A 16,040-nucleotide genomic window follows, 5' to 3' on the forward strand; every position below is an offset into this window, starting at 1 on the left:
CGCCGTTGGAGGCGACTCGGCGTCTGCTCCAGGGTGCGGACCACGACCTCTTCCACCTGGGCATCGGTGATGGTCCGCGGCACCCCGGGCCGCGACTCGTCGGCGAGTCCGTCCAGTCGTCGGGCAAGGCTGGCGTGCGCGAACGGCTGGAACAACACCGTGGTCGCCGCGCCACTCGGTGTCGGCAGAGAGGCGCCGTTCCTAGCGCATCAGCAGTCCCTGCATCCCCAGCCCGTAGTGCACGCGCAGCCGGTGCAGCTCCCACAGGCCCACCGCTGTGACGGAGAGCGGGGCGCCCAGGATGAACACGTACCGGATCACCGTCGGCACGCCCTCGTGGGCGCCGGTGAACATGTCGATCAGTGCCATCTCCCACGCCAACGCCATGATCAGCAGCGGCGGTACCGTCTCGTGGATGTCCGCGGTGCGGAACACGTGCTGGACGGCGAGTCCCACGCCCCAGACGACGAACGGTGTCACCCAGAAGAGGACGAAGAGGGTGAACGCGAGGATGAGGCCCTTCGTCACGGTGAAGTGGCCCTCCACGAGGGGTTCCTGGCCCTCGAAGAACCCTGAGAGCACGGTGATCGGGAAGACGGAGGCCGCTGCCATCATGGCCGCGATCGCGCCGAAGCACCGCCCCGCCCGGCGCAGCAGGTCCCGTCGCGCCGCCGGAGCGGCCAGGCCGTACAGGACGCCGACGACGACCGGGAGGGTCGCCGCCAGCACCAGGGCGCTGGTCCACGACTTGTCGACCTGATCGTCCGCCGCATCGCTGAGCTTGGGGGCGAGCTTGTAGGCGTAGGACATCCACAGGAACGCGCCCACGCCGACCAGGGTCCTGATCTTTCGCATCCGCGCCACCTCAGGATCCGAGACGATGCCCGGCCGTGACGGGGTGAAGACCCTGCGCGCGGTGTGGATGGGGCCGATCCGCCGCCGCAGCTGGGTGATCGGTCCGTCCGGTGGCGGCACCGGCGGCCCCGGGTAGGGCGGCTGGGGCTGTGGCGGCACGTAGGGCTGGGGCGGATAGGGCTGAGGTGGCTGCGGCTGGTAGGGCTGCGGTCCCTGGGGCGTCTGTCCGCCCGGGTTCCAGTTGCTCATCGTTCGTCCCCCGATATGCGAGTGTGCGCCATGGTGGGCGCGATCGCCGAGTGTATTGAGCACGTAGGGTCCGCGCAGCTCTCGCCCCGGGCCGTGCACCGAACGGCCACAATTACGCAAGCATGCTTGCTTGTTTTCTTCGGCGCTGCCATGTCCGAGGGGAGCGTCGCGTGTCCGATCCGACGCTCGTGTTCGACCTGGGCGAGGAGAGCTTGGAACTCGACCGGCTGGTGGGGGAGTTGGGAGTGCCGGAAGGCCAGCCCGGCCATCCGGGATTCCTGACGAAGTCAAGTCAAGGGTCCGCCGGCCTGGTCGGCGGACCCTGACCTGTCCGTGGTCATTCGAGGGGGTTCCAGAACATGCAGTGGTGGCGGGAGTGCGCCGTGCGGGTGGGGACGATGTGGTCCGGCGCCAGGGACAGCACCGTCTGGCGGGGCCAGTGCGGGGACGACGGGCCGTTGGGGTCGGCGGTGCGGGCGAAGCGGGTCCAGTAGTCGATCATGGTGTCGGCCAGCCGGTGCTGTGCCGCGGTCAGGTCGCGGGGGCGGCCGCCCAGGTCGAACAGGTAGGGCAGTTCGCTGGCGTGCGGTGCACCGAGCGGGAACGGTGGTGTGCCCGGGGTGAGCGGCGGGGCGTCCTCGTCGGCGAACTCGTAGCGCCAGACGGGCACATGGGCGGCGAGCAGGCCGTCGGTGCGCGCCGTCGGGCAGGCGAAGTCGGCGTCGCCGATGACCGCGCCGAGCACCGGGCCCCCGTCGGTGCGATGTACCGGGTACTCGCGGACGATTGCCTTGGCCTGCCCCGGGGAGGGGAAGAAGGAGGCCGCGACGTCGGGCCAGGTGTCGGGAGTGACAGGATGGCCGGCCTGGATGATCCCGGCGGCCCAGCCGTTGCCCTCGTCGTGGTTGTTGCCGATGAGCACGGGGACGCGGTGAAAGCGGCCGGCCGTGATCGCCGCTGCTGGGTCACGGGGCAGCAGCGGGGTGGCGTACGCGGGCTGTTGATCGATGTCCTGAGACGCGAGCAGACGCGAGACGTCCACACGCCGCAGGCAGGCCATCACGTCGCGGGCCATGCCGCAGCCGACTTTCGCCGTGAGGCCCGCGCCTGCGGAGCGCGCCGCGGACAGGGGAACGGAGGACGGGGCGAAGGGCCGGTCGGGGCGGCCTGTGCATGGGCCGCTCTCGATGATCGCCCGGTCGAAGAGCCCCGCGGCGGCGGGCGAGGCGAGTTGGGCGCAAACGCTGTAGCCGCCCGCCGACTCGCCGGCCAGCGTCACGTTGTGCGCGTCGCCGCCGAAGGCGCCGATCTCGGCGCGGACCCAGCGCAGCGCCGCCTGCTGGTCGGCCAGGCCGAAGGTGCCGGAGCCGGGCAGCCCGCTGTGCGCGAGGAAGCCCAGGGCCCCGAGGCGGTAGTTGACGGTGACGACCACGACGTCGCTGCGGGTGGCCATGCGGTGGGCGTCGTAGGAGCTGCCCGCTCCGGTGGTGAAGCCGCCGCCGTGCAGCCATACGATCACCGGCCGGGGGCGCGCGGGTCCCGCGTCGTCGGGCGTGGTGACGTTCAGGTGGAGGCAGTCCTCGTCGGTGCTGCCGCCGGGCACCTCGCCGGCCGGTTGCGAGCAGGCGCTCGCGGGCCGGGTCGCGTCCTGTGTTCCGGGCCAGGGGGCCGGGCGACGCGGGGGCTCCCAGCGCAGCCTGCCGATCGGCGGCGCCGCGTAGGGGATGCCCTCGAAGGTCCGGTAGCCGGCGTGGGCGGCGCCCCGAACCAGGCCGTCGTGGATACGTACCGTCGAGGCGGGTGGCCGGGCGGGCTGGGTCGGTGGCGCTGCGGACCAGGCCGTTGCGAGCACGGCGGTCAAGGCGCAGCCCAGGGTGGTCAGGACGCGGTGCATGCTCATGGTCCCCCCGTGGGTCAGCTGCCGCCCATGCCGCCCTGCGCGGCGATCATGGTCGTCGGCAGAGTGCGTACCGCTTGCTCCAGGCCCGGCGCGAAGGTGGCGAGATGCCTTGTGCAGCCGTCGATACGGGCCCGGAAGGTCTTGTGGTCCCGCCGTGAGACAACCGACCGGATGCCGCCCGCCGCGGCCAGTGCCAACAGCGCGGCGTCGGCGGCGGGGATCTCGGTCACGGGGCCGTCCCCGTGCAGTGCCACAACGACGCGGGCCCGCAGTGCGGCGGGCACGGCGGGGTCGCTCACGGTCAGCCGGCGTGTGCCGAAGCGGGTGCGGGGCGCCTTCACGGTGAGAACTCCCGCCGCGGCGAGCCGGTCCTCCACCTGGGGCAGGGTCTGCTTGCGGTGGCGGCGCACGAGGCGCTTCCAGCCGTGCCCGGCGGCGGCATCGCGCAGCACGCCGTCCAGGACCGGGTCACCGGTCGGTTGTGCGCCGGACACCGTGACCGTGCCGCCGCCATCCTCCTTCAGCCGGCCGCGCCAGGCGAGGTCGATCAGGGCGGCGGTCCGGACCAGCAGCTGGGTGCGGGAACGGTCGTAGGGGCCTTCGGCCGCGTCGTCGTAGGCGAGCAGATACATGAGGCAGGCCAGGTCGTCGTTCACACCTCGACGCTATGGCCGGGCACCCCGGCCCCGGATCGGCCACGGGAACGGAATGGCACTGGGAACGCAGGAGGACCGTGGCCCGGTCTCCTCCTTGAGGAGGAGGCTGTGAGGAGGCGGCGTTGTCAGGGGCGGCGCGGCTGCACGAGGCCGTGGTCGTAGGCGGCGACGACGGCCTGGATGCGATCGCGCAGACCCAGTTTGCGCAGCACCGCGGTGACATGGTTCTTGACGGTGGCCTCCGACAGACGCAGCCGCTCGGCGATCTCCGCGTTCGACAGCGCCTGGCCGATCAGGGTGAGCACCTCCCGCTCGCGTCCGGAGAGGTCCCGCAGGGAGGGCGGCGGCGCCGCGTCGGGCGTGGTGCGCAGGAACCGGTCGAGGACGCGGCTGAGCACGGCCGGCGCCAGCAGCGCGTCGCCGCGCGCGGTGAGGCGGATCGCGTCGACGAGTTCGGTGGGGCGCATGTCCTTGAGCAGGAAGCCGCTCGCCCCGGCCCGCAGCGCGGCGACCACGTGCGCGTCCACGTCCCAGGTGGTCAGCACAAGCACCCGGGCTCCACTACCCGACTCCGCGATCTGCCGGGTTGCCTCGATGCCGTCCACGACGGGCATGCGTACGTCCATCAGCACCACGTCGGGCGCCAGTTCCCGCGTCAGCCGCACCGCCTCCCGGCCGTCGGATGCCTCACCGACCACCTCAAGATCGTCCCGGGCGTCGATGATCATGCGGAATCCGGTACGGACCAGGGCATGGTCGTCGGCCACCACCACGCGCAGCGTCATCACGCGCCCTCCACCGGCAGCCGCGCAGCCACCTCGAACCCGCCTTGGGGCAGCGGACCGGCGCGCAGGCTGCCGCCCACGAGCCGTGCGCGCTCCTTCATCCCCACCAGACCTCGTCCGGCCCCCGCTGCGGCCGAACGGCTTTGCGGCGTACAGCCGTTGTCGACCACCGTGACCTTCACGCACTCCCCTTCGACTGTCACGCGCACGCTCACCTTGTCGGCGCCGACCGCGTGACGCAGCGTGTTGGTGAGGGCCTCCTGGACGATCCGGTACGCCGCCAGATCCACCGCGGCCGGCAGCCCGCCGGTGGCGCCCTCGCGGTGCAGGTGCACGGTCATCCCGGTCGCGCGCACGATGTCCGCCAACTCGTCAAGGCGCGCGAGCGAGGGCCCCGGCTCGCGCTGCTCCCCGGCTCCGTCCTCCCCTGCGTCGGGCCGGAACGCACGCAGCAGCAGGCGCAGCTCGCCCAGCGCCGAGCGGGCGCCCGTCTCGATGGCCCGCAGCGCCTGACGGGCCTGTTCGGGCTGCTGGGTGAACACGTCGTCCGCAGCGCCTGCCTGAATGACCATCACCGACAGAGTGTGCGCCACGACGTCATGCACCTCGCGCGCGATCCGCGCGCGCTCCTCCGCCACAGCCCGGCGCATCTCCGCCCTCATCCGCGCCTGCTGCGCCCTGCGCCACTGCCCCGCGGTCCACGCCAAAATTACCGTCAGCAGATAGACCGTCAGACCCGCGGGACCACCCGCCCCGAACGCCGGTGGCGCCAGCAGGCACAGCGCCGCCAGCGCCCCCACCGACGCCCTCCGCGGCCTGGTGGCCGACAACACGCACAACGAGACCTGCGCCGCGAGCAGCGCTCCTGTCAAGGTCACCGCAGGCAGCAACGCCCACACCGCGAGCCCCGTCGCCGCGTTCACGGCCAGCACGGCAACCGGGGCACACGCCTGCCACCGCAGCGCACAGACCTGCACAAGAACCATGGCCACGGCCACGAACAGTCGCCAGCCGCGCTCCGCCCCGGCGACGAGCACGGAGGTGCCCAGGACAGCGAGCACCAGACCGGCCGACCCCCACCAGAGGGCCCGGGCAGCCCGGGCCGACACCTCCCCCCGCGCTTCCCCGGCGAAGACGTCGTCCGACTGTCTGTTGCAGCGATACACGCCCCGACCCTAACCAGGCTCGTGGGCCTGGCCGCCCAGCCGTGGGCCAGACCCACGAAATGTGGAACAGGCACCGAGCGTCACACCCTCCACATGGAGGGCCCCAAGCGTTCAGCTGTGGGCAACGGACAGCATCAAACCCTGTCGATGGCTTGGGCTGCGCCGCCCACCCTGCAGGCAGCGCGGGGTTGTTGACCGGCACGGCGTGCATCGGCTCGGGCAGCGAGCCGGGTGACGGTGAGGGCATGGTCGAATTCTTCCGCCCCGCGGCCGCGGCGCTGCACGCCGTCTGCCAGACGGCCGAGAAATGCGCTCGCCCGCGCGAGGGTTGGAGACCGTCGCGCACTCCGCTGCCACCGGCCGGCTCGGGGCTTGGGGGCTGTCCTCAGCGTGACGACCATGCACGCCGCCGCCGTCAAGCAGGAACAACTGACCGAGGGCGCCTGGGGCGCTGTACGCCCCGGGCGCCTTCGGTCGTTCGAGGACCTCCCCGCCAGTGCGGTGTCAGCCGATCTTGTCCGTGAAGCCCACCGACAGGTATGTCTGATGGGTGGCCTTGCCCTTGCTGGCTCCCGCCGTCCAGGTGAAGGTGTACTCCAGAATGGAGCTCGTCTTTGGGTCGACGATCACCCGGCCGACGCTCTTGGCCTCCGCGAACTCCAGGGCGGTCCCGCCGCGCCCGGTGCTGTCCTTGACGGTCCCGACGAGTTTGACGCCCTTCAGCCCTGCCATCGCTTTGAACAGCCCTGCCCGTAGTTTCGGGCTCGCCGGGGACCCGCCGAGCAGGGTGACCGCCTGGTCGAAGGGGGAGATGCTCTTGGGCCTCGGAGGAGTCTGGAGCAGCTGGAGCAGCTTCGCCGGGTCCGTGGTCAGCTGGTCAAGGCCCTTCCAGTCGAGGTCCTTCGGCCCGAACTGCCAGTCGGGCTGGCGCCCCTTCTTGTAGGCCTTGCCGCCGTTGACGACGTAGAAGTCCATGGACTGCGAGAGGTAGGAGTCGCCGACCGTCAGATGCGTCTTCCAGTACTTGCCCGAGGAGAGCGACTGGGTGGCGGCCACCGTGGCAATGTCGTTGAGGAAGACGGACGCGGTGTTCGCGCGTGCCTCGCTCCGCGTGCCCGTGGGTGTCACAGTGTTCGCGTACGTCACCACGCCGGCCGCGACCGCGGCGGCGGTGAACAGGCCGACGAGGGCCCGGCGGCGCCCGGACATCCCCCGCAGCGGTGCGCTCCCCACAGCACCCTTCTTGCGCCCGGCGGCGTGCCCGGCCTCCTGCGTGGCCACCGCCGCCTCGATCCCCGCCAGCGCCCTGGCCAGCGCCTGTGCCGACGGCGGCTCGACCCGCCCTGCGGCCACCAGTTCATCGGCGCCGGGGAAGTCCAGCAACTCCGCCCGCTCGGTCATACCGGTCTCCTCCACGTCCTGCGTACTCATGCCGGTCCGCTCCACGTCGTCGTAGGTACTCATGCCACGTCTCCCGTCACGCTCAGGTGCCGTCCGGCCGGGCGGGTTGGTGCGAGCCGGTCGCGCAGCCGGCCCCGTGCCCGGTGCAGCCGCGAGCGGGCGGTGCCCGCCGGGATGCCCACGGCGGCGGCCGCCTCGGCGGGGGTGAGCTGTTCCCAGCTGACAAGCAGCAGCACCTCCCGCTCCTCGACGGGCAGTTCGGCCAGCGCCCGGCGCAGCGCGGGGGCCAGCGCGGCCGCGTCGAGCCGCTGGTCCACCGCCTGCCAGGGATCGGTGATCTCCACTCCCGGTACGGCCTCCTGCCGCCCCGCCCGCCGCAGGTGTTGGGCCAGTACGTTGCGGGCCACCCCGAACAGCCAGCCCCGCGCCGAGCCGCGCGAGGGGTCGAACGTGCGCCGCGCGGCGAACGCCTGCAACCACGCCTCGGCCAGCAGATCGTCCGCCGCGCCGGGCATGCGCCGGGCGAAGTAGCCGTGCAGGGCGGGCGAGTACGCCTCGACCAGCGGGGTGAACGCCGCCGCGTCCCCCGTCGCCGACCGTGTCAGCTGGGCGTCGCTGTCGCCGTCACGGTTGGGGGCGCCGTCGCTGCGCTCCTCGTGTTGCCGGGTATCCGGTTTCACGTATCTCCGTCTCCGACCGCCGGACGACGGTCTCACCCTGTACTTGTCATCAAGTCGCGGATCCGTTCGCACCCCCTGCCAGAGTGGCTCCCCGTCGGAGTGGCCTCGTCTTTTGTTGGCGCGGCTCGAACGCGTGCATCATTGCTCAGCCGTTGTCAATGAAGCTGGCGAATGACGGATGGCGCGGCTTGCTGGCGACGGCGATGCCCCGTGCAGGCGCTCTGAACCCGCAGTCTGGGCGCGACACCTCCGCCACGTGGTGCCGACAGACGGCATACCGATAGCGGCGGTCCACCTTCGATGAGGCCAACTCACGTGTGACGGCGGGAATGCCCTACTCATATGGGATCTGTTCGTGCTGAAGGACGTACTGTTCTCGAACTCCGTGGGGATGGTGCTGGACCGGTTGACCGAGGTGGGCGGGGTGGTTGTGGCCGAAGCCCACAGCGCCGTACCTGAGTTGAGGTGCCCGGACTGCGCAACCGCCTCACATCGGGTGTACAGCCGGTACGGGCGGCGGCTCGCCGAGTACCCAGTCGGCGGGCGCCGCGTGGTGGTGAAGTTGGAGGTCCGGCGGTTCTTCTGCGACGCACCCGATTGCGGGCGGCGCACGTTCGTCGAGCAGGTCGAGGGTCTGACCACGCGTTATGCCCGTGCCGGGCCCGGCGTGAAGACGCTGTGGCGGTCTGTCGCGCTGACAGCAGGCGGCCGACCGGGTATGCGGCTGTGCCGCTCGCTGGCCGTGCCCACCGGCCGGGCCCGGCTGCTCGGCCAGCTGCACGCGCCCGACGTTCCCGCCCACAGCCCGCGGGTGCTGGGTGTCGACGACTTCGCTTTTCGCCGCTCGCGCACCTACGGGACCATCCTGCTCGACGTCGAGACCTCCACCCCCATCGACCTGCTGGCCGACCGCACCAGCGAGACGCTCGCCGCCTGGCTCACCGCACACCCAGGCGCCGAGATCGTCTGCCGGGACCGCGACAGCGGTTACAGCCGTGCGATCAAACAGGCGGCACCGGACGCGACCGAGGTGGCCGACCGCTGGCACATGCTTCAGAATCTGTCGGCCGCGATCGAGAGGACCTGCCACCAACACCGCGCCTGCCTGCACAAATACGCCCTGGACGACGTGGGCGCACCCCCGTCGGCGACCGCACCGCCAACGGCACTGCTGCCGCTGGCGCCGCCACTCGACAACATCCCCGCCACCCCGCTCATGCAGCGGGTGACGGAACGGCATGCGGCAATCCACCGATTACGGGAGGCGACGTGGACGATCAGCGCCATCGCCCGCCGGTTCGGACTGGGCCGTGAGACCGTCCGCCGCTACCTGACCACCGATCTCGACGTGCTGATCGCCTCGGACCGCGACCGCCGCCCCCGCGAACTCGACCCCTACCGCCCCTACATCCAGCAGCGGTTCACCGACGGCTGCACCAACGCCGCCCAGCTCTACCGCGAGCTCCACGAGCACGGCTACCGCGGCAACCATCAGGCCGTCCGCCTCTGCATCCGCTCCATGCGCGGCGGCACCGCCGCGGCCGAGCCTCCCCGTCCCATCCCCACACCGCGCAAGATCACCTCATGGATCATGAGACCGCGCGACGGGCTCAGCCGTGAGGAACAAGACCAGCTCGACGAGGTGCGCATCGCCTGCCCGGACATCGCCACCGCCTGCGACCTGGCCCGCGTCTTCACCGGCCTAGTCCGCGACCGGCGAGGACATCTCCTGGCCACCTGGGTCCGCGAGGCCGAGACCACCGGGCCCGGGCCCGTGCGGGGCTTCGCCGGATTCCTCCGCCAGGACTGGGACGCCGTCCTCGCCGGCATGACTCTCGACTACAGCTCCGGAGTCGTCGAGGGACACGTCAACCGTTTAAGACGATCAAGCGGCAGATGTACGGCCGAGGCTTCTTCCGGCTCCTTCGCACGCGTGTCCTGCTGCGATCGTGACCGTCACGAAATTCCGACCAGACCCTTGAAAATCCCCAGGGCCGCTAATCTTCTGCACTTGGTTGATGTGGTAACCAGCACGGATTCGTCGCCAGTCGGCCGGGATGGTCAGCCGAGCAGCGCGTGCAGCGCCGTCTCTGCGACTTGGCTCAGTTCGTCGCGGGTGCGCCCCGCGGCGGCCTGGACGGCGATGCCGTCGGAGATCGTGTGGACGAGGGCGGCGAGGTCGGCTGGCGTGTAGCCGGGCGGCAGGTCGTGTGCCTGCTCCAGGCGGCGGCGCAGGGCCATCTCCCCGGCCTTGCGCACCGCGATCGCATCTTGCCGTACCGACTGTGCGTCGGTTCCTCCGGCCTGGACTGTCTTGACGCACAGGCATCCGTGCGACGCGTCGTGGGTTGTGGTGAGGTCGACGGCGCCGTGGATCAGGAGCCGGACGACCTCGTGGGCGGTGGGCGCGTCCAGCGCGGCGGCGGCGTAGCCGCCGGGCCCTTCGACGTAGCGGGCGAGGACTTTGCCGAAAAGTTCTTCCTTGTTGCCGAAGGCGGCGTAGAGGCTGGGTCTGTTGATGCCCATGGCGGTGGTCAGGTCGGTCAGCGTGGTGCCTTCGTAGCCCTGGCGCCAGAAGACATCGAGGGCGCGGTCGAGCGCGGTGTCGGCGTCGAATGAGCGCGGGCGTCCGCCGGGCATGGTGTCCTCCGTTTCCCCCCACAGTTTTTTACCTATCGGTACGGTACCCCTTGCCCCCGACCCCGCCCCACTCCTAGTTTCATACCGACAGGTATACAACTAGGGAGCGGCACATGATCCGAGTCGGAGTTGTCGGGGCGAGTGGATGGGCTGACGGGTCGCACCTGCCCGCGCTGACCAGGCTGCCCGCGTACGAGGTGACCGCGGTCGCGACGACCAAGCAGGCCAGCGCGGACGGCGTGGCCGCGGCGTACGGCGTCCGGCACGCCTTCGCGGACGCCGCCGAGCTCGCCGCCCACCCCGACGTCGACCTGATCGTCGTCTCGGTGCGGGTGACCGGGCACGCCGCGGTGATCCGCGCTGCACTAGACGCGGGCAAGCACGTCGTGTCCGAGTGGCCGCTAGCCGTCGACGAAGGCGAGGCGCGCGAACTGGCCGAGGCTGCCACGGCGTCGGGCGTACACCACGCGGTCGTCCTCCAGGGCCGCCATTCCCCGAGCGCCCGATTCGTCGCCGACCTGCTCGCCGCGGGCCGCATCGGCACGCTCCAGTCCGCCGTGCTCGTCGCCGCAGGCGACCCCTTCGGAGGGGACAGCATCCCCGCCGAACTCGCCTGGAGCCTCGACCCCGCCGCAGGCAACTCAATCCTCACGATCATGGCCGGCCACTTCCTCGCGACGCTGGAACGCGTGGCTGGCCGCTTCACCGAAGTCTCCGCGCGACTGCCCCGCGTACACGAACGCGTCCGGATCGGCGACACCGACCGCACCGAGGCCAACACAACCCCCGACCAGGTACTGGTGCATGGACTGCTCGAGGGCGGCGCCACCGCGTCGGTGACCATCCACGGCGGCAACGGGCGCACTCCGGACGGGTTCCTGCTCAAGCTCGCGGGTAGCACCGGCACCCTCACCGCCACCCCCGCGGACCAGGGGCCGTTCATCCACTGGAGCGACTGGGAGATCCGCGTCGACGGCGAACTCCTGACGGTGCCCGACTCCTACGGGACCATACCCATCGGCATCCCCGCCGGCCCACCCGCCAACATCGCCGCCCTCTACCAAGAGGTCGCCGCCGCCATCACCGAAGGACGCCGGCCCGACCCCGACTTCGAGGCCGCCCTGCGGCATCACCGGCTCCTCACCGCCATCGAACGCGCGGCGGCCACCACGACCCCACAGCAAATCCCCTAACCCCTGCCGCAGCACATGCCCACTGTCAGTGCGCGCGGCGGGCAATGAGCCTGCCGCCACTGCCCTGCCATCGGGTGAATCCGAAGCCATGAGGATCCGTGCCTGATCGACGTGGACGGGGTGGGGACCTTCGGCGAGCATCTCTGGTCAGACCCCGAGCAGGGGGTAGGGAGATTCAAATATCCCCATCAGGTGCCCCCTGACAGGGGCCCTGCGGTGCCGGCACCCGGGCCAGATCGCTGCCATCACGACTCGCACGGCAACACGGCCATCTGCTCACCGTCCGTCCAGCGCACGGCAGCCATCTCACTCGGGCTGCGCCACCCACCCATGCGATTCCGCTCCCCTTCCCGGCTCTTCCCGGGTGGCATCCATCCCCGTCATGCTCTTTGCAGAGGCAGCGGGGGAGGGGACACGCATGGCAGACGGGGGAGCACCGAGGCAGACGAGATTGCGCCTGGCTCGGCACAGGCGCCGCGATCGGGTGCCGAGGGCTCGCCGGTGTTCCCTCAGGCTGGCGGCGAGGAAGCGGAGGGGAGAGTTGGACACGTCGGCGCCGGACGGGTCGACAAGCATGCGAAGCCTCTGGCGGAGACGGTTCTCTTGGTCGAAAACCCATCTATCAGGGCTTCATCCGTTTGTCAGGCCAACTGCCCAGTCGACGCGTGAGGTTAGAAGAGGCTCCTTGTCTTGCGGACGGTCGATGTGACGGTGGAGTCCGGCTGCTCGGCGAGAATGGAGACCGGGGCCTACGAGGGGGTTTCGGTCCGGCAGACGACTCGTCTCGCACTGCTGCTGTGGATCTGCTCATCCGATGCTTCGGGTGGTGAAGGGGTACAGCGTGCGCAGGCCCTCGTTCAACGCGTACGACAACGCCGACCCGTGGGTCTGCCTGGGGTACAGGCGGGAGGTGAGCTCCAGGGACGGGTAGTTGCGCAGCCGTAGCAGCTGCGACATGCGGGTCATCGACCCAACGATGTCGGCGGCGGCCAGGTAGGGATCGGTGAGCTCCGCCTCGCCCGCGCCGAGGAACACCTTCGCCGCCAGGTCGTCGTGGGTCGTGGCGTAGTCGGCCTCCAGCGTGAACAGCAGATCCTCACATCCGCTGAGGGCAGGGCTACTGGCCAAATAGCGGCCGAAGGCCGCCGGCCGGGTGAGCAGGGCGAAGCCGACGAAGTGTCCGCCGCCGGAGAATCCCACGAGACCGTGGTCGTCGTTGAACCGGAACTCAGTCGCCAACCGCGGGCGCAACTCGTCGACCAGGAACGACAGCAGTGCATCGGCGCCACCGCCGCCCGTCGCCATTTCGCTGGACAGTGCTTCCATACGCGCGCCGCCGGGCCCTGCATTGACCCATCTCGGCATCGGATAGAAGTCGTGTGTTCGACGCGCGCCGAACTCGGCGGGATCGCTCTCGTCGGGAGCGCCGACGCCGACCACGATGAGCTCGGCGATCTCCTGCACGGTGTGGAGCCAGTTCATCAGGCCGACGGCGAGCGGGAAGCTGAGGGACGCGTCTGTCACCCAGAGGACGGGGTAGCTGCGGTCACCGTGCTCGTACGACGGGGGGAGCGCGATGTGCACGTCGTGCGGCCAGGGCACATCGGTCCCCTGCATCCGTCTAGTGGGCAGAACCTGATATGTGTGCCGGGGCAGTGACACAACTACCTCCCGCTGAAGCCAAGGATTGTTCGGACATTCGATCAGGGGTTCTTCACGTGTCGGAGAGCGCTCTGGTCAGCCGACGGCCGAGGTGTTGCACACCAAGGGGCCCACTGCAGGGACTCTCACTCCGGCGACGAACGGGCCACGGGCACGTTCGAAGTTGAGCCTATTCCAACCTGCCCCGCGGGCGCGGCCGCTGTCCCGTCATGTTCCGCCGACACGTGTGCCGCTGTCGGCAAGTGGCAACAGACGCACAGGTGAGCGAGCCACTGCCTGGCACAGACGAGTCGGCCCACCCCCCCTTGACCAGCAACAACGCCAGGTTGAAAAGGGCTCACTGGCGGCCGCACCTTCAACCAGCGCATGCCGAGGGCATCGAGATTCACAGGCAACTGGGGCTGGAACAACAACTGCCACAAGGAAGACCGCGACACCGCCACCAAGCCCCCCGCGGTCCAAGCGGTCAAGCACCTCTCCGACAAGGTCACGAACGGCGCGATCGAGGTCACCGGTCAGGCCAGCCTGGGGTTCCTCGACGGCCTGACTTTCGGCACCTTCAGCTATGCCAGTGGCGGACAGATCACCTGCCCCACGGCCTACAACTCCGCGCTCTATGCGACCATGGTTCCCTTTCCTCTCGAATGGGATGCCTGGGCTGCAAAAACCGCCATAGCCAACCCCCGGCATGGGCAGATTGCGTATGGGGAAGGTCGCCTGAGCCAAGCGGTGCAACTCCAGCGCCTCATCGACAAGAAAAAGACAGGCAACTACGCGGCAGCACTCCTCAAGAGTGGCGAGGTCATTGTTGCGTCCGCCAACAAAGACTTTCATGCTGAAGAAAAGCTCCTCAACCAAGCAGGCAAGGACATCGTTGCAATCTACTCAGAGCGTCAACCCTGCAACGGCACACATAACTGCGCGGGAAAAATTCTGACTGCCGGTATCAAGTACGTCAGTTGGTCATTCCCTTGGAGCACAGACAAGGCTTCTGTTGGCTCCCCACCCGTTGGGCGTCGTGACCAGCGATGAGATGATCACTGTCTGTCCGGATCAGGACGTTGCTGTGGTCGAACGGTGGAGGTGTGCAGTGGGGCTGGGAACAGTGGTCGTCACCGGGGCAGCAGGGAACATTGGCTCGGTCGTGCGCCGGGCGTTGCGCAGTGAGGTGAGCCGCTTGGTCTTGCTCGACCGCGTTCCGCTCCAGGTCGAGGCCGCGAACGAGGTGGTCCATAGCGTCGATCTTCGGGACGCGACCGCCGTCGAGGCTGCGCTCTCGGGTGCGGACGCTGTGCTCCATCTGGGCGGCTTGCCGGACGAGGCACCGCTTGAGCATCTTCTGGACGCCAATGTGTTGGGCACTCACCATGTCCTGGAAGCTGCCCGACGTGCGGCGATTCCACGGGTCGTGCTGGCCAGCAGCAACCGCGTGAGCGGATTTTATCCCACGGCCCATCACACTGGCCCACAGGAGCCGGTGCGCCCCGACGGCCTGTACGGGGTGAGTAAGGCGGCTGTCGAGGCCCTGGGGCGGCTGTATGCGGACAAGTTCGATGTTTCCGTGATCTGCCTGCGTATCGGCAGCTTCGAGGAAGCGCCCACCGAGTCACGCCACCTGGCGACTTGGCTCAGCCCGCGTGATGCCGTCGGCTTTTGCCGCGCCGCACTTACTGCCCCGCTCTCCACGCGCTTTGCCACGGCGTACGCCGTCTCTGCCAACACCCGCCGCTTCTGGGAACTCCCCACGGAATCCGAACTGGCCTACACGCCCATCGACGACGCCGAAACACATGCGTCGCACATCACTGACGCCGATGTCCCTGCCGATCCTGAAGCCCCACAGGCCGGCCCGTATGCCCTGCCCGAGTTCACGTTGAAACACATCCGGCCCTGACTCGCCCTTGGCCCGCTGTTCGGGCGTTCCGGTGCTCTCCGAAGTGAGGAGCCAGCGCCCACGATGGGGCGTGAGTCATCCGGTGAGGGCGAGGTTGTGCAGTCGGGCGATGCCGAGCATCGCGGTGTGAATGCCGTCGCCCTTCAGACGGCAGTCGCGGAGGATCTTCCAGGTCTTCATTCGGGCAAAGACGTGCTCGACTCGTGCACGGACCTGCTTGTGTGAGCGGTTGTGCTCCCGCTTCCAGCGGGGTAGTTCCTCCCCATGGGTGCGGCGGTGCGGCATGATCAACCCAGTCCCTGGATAGCCGCCATCAGCTATTACGGTCGTCCGGCCGACCGCAGCCTTGGCTCCCGATTCCACCCACGCCTTGCAGTCGTTCCGGTTGCCCGGCAGTGGCCGTCCGACCACAACGACCAAGCGTGTGTCGGCGTCGATGACGACCTGGTGGTTGGTGGAGTATCGATAGTTCTTCGACTGCTCGGCCACCGTGTGATCGCGGGTGGGCACCAACGTCCCGTCGGCGATCAGCACCGTGCCTCTCGCGAACCGGCGTCGAGACGGCAATGCCAGCAATGGGCCGATGTGGCCGATGATCCGATCGGCCGCCGACTTCGAAATCCCGAACAGCAGGGCCAGCTGGCGCATCGTCAAGTTCGTGCGCCAGTAGGCTGCGACCAGGAGAATGCGGTCCTCAAGCGGCAGCCCCCACGGACGCCCCAGTCGTGGTTCGGCTGCACTCTCACGCTGCACCGTGGTCACCAACTTGCCGAAGCTGCGCGGGCTCAGCCCGGTGAACGGACCTATCCAAGACGGCTCCGACGCCGTGATCACACCAGCCACACCAAGATCATCACAGTCGTGGCCAGTGGTTACGGGACAACCTTTAGCTAACGACAAACATGCATTTGCATGCCAGTGGGCCCTATGCCGTGCCAGTCGCCCAACCGTCACAAGTA

Annotated in this window: 14 protein-coding genes and 2 pseudogenes; 5 read left to right on the forward strand and 11 right to left on the reverse strand. The window is 69.5% G+C overall.

Features of this window, described 5'->3' with window-relative positions; all coding sequences use genetic code 11:
* Window positions 1–201 precede the first annotated feature (201 nt).
* Window positions 202–1,104 carry a hypothetical protein gene (locus OG381_RS47090; RefSeq protein ID WP_327722128.1) on the reverse strand — a complete coding sequence of 301 codons (903 nt, stop codon included), beginning with the start codon at window positions 1,102–1,104 and terminating at the stop codon, window positions 202–204.
* Window positions 1,105–1,274: 170 nt separating this feature from the next.
* Here OG381_RS47090 and OG381_RS47095 point away from each other — a divergent pair, with 170 nt between their 5' ends.
* A complete protein-coding gene (locus tag OG381_RS47095) occupies window positions 1,275–1,430 on the forward strand; it encodes a hypothetical protein (protein ID WP_327722129.1) in 156 nt (51 codons plus the stop codon).
* 11 nt (window positions 1,431–1,441) lie between these two features.
* Here the strand turns inward: OG381_RS47095 and OG381_RS47100 are convergent, their stop codons facing one another.
* From OG381_RS47100 to OG381_RS47125, 6 genes are all read right to left on the reverse strand, one after another.
* Complete coding sequence (locus OG381_RS47100) at window positions 1,442–3,004, reverse strand: carboxylesterase/lipase family protein (RefSeq protein ID WP_327722130.1); 1,563 nt, start codon at window positions 3,002–3,004, stop codon at window positions 1,442–1,444.
* A gap of 14 nt (window positions 3,005–3,018) precedes the next feature.
* Window positions 3,019–3,660 (reverse strand): GOLPH3/VPS74 family protein, encoded by a 642-nt coding sequence (locus OG381_RS47105; RefSeq protein WP_327722131.1) that lies wholly within the window; start codon window positions 3,658–3,660, stop codon window positions 3,019–3,021.
* Window positions 3,661–3,785: 125 nt separating this feature from the next.
* Window positions 3,786–4,445, reverse strand: a complete 660-nt coding sequence (locus tag OG381_RS47110) for a response regulator transcription factor (RefSeq protein WP_327722132.1) — start codon at window positions 4,443–4,445, stop codon at window positions 3,786–3,788.
* A complete protein-coding gene (locus tag OG381_RS47115) occupies window positions 4,445–5,611 on the reverse strand; it encodes a sensor histidine kinase (protein ID WP_327722133.1) in 1,167 nt (388 codons plus the stop codon). The genes OG381_RS47110 and OG381_RS47115 overlap by 1 nt, the downstream gene beginning before the upstream one ends.
* Window positions 5,612–6,115: 504 nt before the next feature.
* Window positions 6,116–7,075, reverse strand: coding sequence for a hypothetical protein (locus tag OG381_RS47120; RefSeq protein ID WP_327722134.1), 960 nt, complete (start codon window positions 7,073–7,075; stop codon window positions 6,116–6,118).
* Window positions 7,072–7,692: an RNA polymerase sigma factor gene (locus tag OG381_RS47125; RefSeq protein ID WP_327722135.1), complete on the reverse strand. Its 621-nt coding sequence runs from the start codon at window positions 7,690–7,692 to the stop codon at window positions 7,072–7,074. Before OG381_RS47125 ends, OG381_RS47120 begins: the two co-directional genes overlap by 4 nt.
* 391 nt (window positions 7,693–8,083) lie before the next feature.
* On the opposite strand from OG381_RS47125, the pseudogene OG381_RS47130 reads away from it, so the two are divergent.
* Window positions 8,084–9,571 (forward strand): annotated as a pseudogene (locus OG381_RS47130) (ISL3 family transposase); the annotation flags it as partial.
* Between the two features lie 182 nt (window positions 9,572–9,753).
* On the opposite strand, the gene OG381_RS47135 reads toward OG381_RS47130, so the two are convergent.
* Window positions 9,754–10,332, reverse strand: a complete 579-nt coding sequence (locus OG381_RS47135) for a TetR/AcrR family transcriptional regulator (protein WP_327722136.1) — start codon at window positions 10,330–10,332, stop codon at window positions 9,754–9,756.
* Between the two features lie 113 nt (window positions 10,333–10,445).
* Between OG381_RS47135 and OG381_RS47140 the strand changes: the two genes are divergently transcribed.
* Window positions 10,446–11,525, forward strand: coding sequence for a Gfo/Idh/MocA family protein (locus OG381_RS47140; protein ID WP_327722137.1), 1,080 nt, complete (start codon window positions 10,446–10,448; stop codon window positions 11,523–11,525).
* 438 nt (window positions 11,526–11,963) lie between these two features.
* Here OG381_RS47140 and OG381_RS47145 read toward each other — a convergent pair.
* Window positions 11,964–12,101: pseudogene (locus OG381_RS47145) on the reverse strand (IS5/IS1182 family transposase); the annotation flags it as partial.
* Window positions 12,102–12,332: 231 nt separating this feature from the next.
* Window positions 12,333–13,142: an alpha/beta hydrolase gene (locus OG381_RS47150; protein ID WP_327722138.1), complete on the reverse strand. Its 810-nt coding sequence runs from the start codon at window positions 13,140–13,142 to the stop codon at window positions 12,333–12,335.
* Between the two features lie 411 nt (window positions 13,143–13,553).
* Here OG381_RS47150 and OG381_RS47155 point away from each other — a divergent pair, with 411 nt between their 5' ends.
* Together OG381_RS47155 and OG381_RS47160 are read left to right on the forward strand one after the other, a co-directional pair.
* Window positions 13,554–14,219, forward strand: a complete 666-nt coding sequence (locus tag OG381_RS47155) for a nucleic acid/nucleotide deaminase domain-containing protein (RefSeq protein ID WP_327722139.1) — start codon at window positions 13,554–13,556, stop codon at window positions 14,217–14,219.
* Window positions 14,206–15,081: an NAD-dependent epimerase/dehydratase family protein gene (locus tag OG381_RS47160; protein ID WP_327722140.1), complete on the forward strand. Its 876-nt coding sequence runs from the start codon at window positions 14,206–14,208 to the stop codon at window positions 15,079–15,081. The genes OG381_RS47155 and OG381_RS47160 overlap by 14 nt, the downstream gene beginning before the upstream one ends.
* Before the next feature lie 75 nt (window positions 15,082–15,156).
* On the opposite strand, the gene OG381_RS47165 is transcribed toward OG381_RS47160, so the two are convergent.
* Entirely contained in the window at window positions 15,157–15,924 is a 768-nt protein-coding gene (locus OG381_RS47165; RefSeq protein WP_327722141.1) for a transposase, read from the reverse strand.
* Between the last annotated feature and the right edge of the window lie 116 nt (window positions 15,925–16,040).

Source organism: Streptomyces sp. NBC_00490, assembly GCF_036013645.1.
GTDB classification, from domain to species: domain Bacteria; phylum Actinomycetota; class Actinomycetes; order Streptomycetales; family Streptomycetaceae; genus Streptomyces; species Streptomyces canus_F.

Excerpts from the sequence above, each read along its gene's own strand:
- OG381_RS47090 (WP_327722128.1), bottom strand. The coding sequence starts at position 1,104 with ATGAGCAACTGGAACCCGGGCGGACAGACGCCCCAGGGACCGCAGCCC.
- OG381_RS47100 (WP_327722130.1), bottom strand. The coding sequence starts at position 3,004 with ATGAGCATGCACCGCGTCCTGACCACCCTGGGCTGCGCCTTGACCGCC.
- OG381_RS47110 (WP_327722132.1), bottom strand. The coding sequence starts at position 4,445 with ATGACGCTGCGCGTGGTGGTGGCCGACGACCATGCCCTGGTCCGTACC.
- OG381_RS47120 (WP_327722134.1), bottom strand. The coding sequence starts at position 7,075 with ATGAGTACCTACGACGACGTGGAGCGGACCGGCATGAGTACGCAGGAC.
- OG381_RS47135 (WP_327722136.1), bottom strand. The coding sequence starts at position 10,332 with ATGCCCGGCGGACGCCCGCGCTCATTCGACGCCGACACCGCGCTCGAC.
- OG381_RS47140 (WP_327722137.1), top strand. The coding sequence starts at position 10,446 with ATGATCCGAGTCGGAGTTGTCGGGGCGAGTGGATGGGCTGACGGGTCG.
- OG381_RS47150 (WP_327722138.1), bottom strand. The coding sequence starts at position 13,142 with ATGCAGGGGACCGATGTGCCCTGGCCGCACGACGTGCACATCGCGCTC.
- OG381_RS47155 (WP_327722139.1), top strand. The coding sequence starts at position 13,554 with ATGCCGAGGGCATCGAGATTCACAGGCAACTGGGGCTGGAACAACAAC.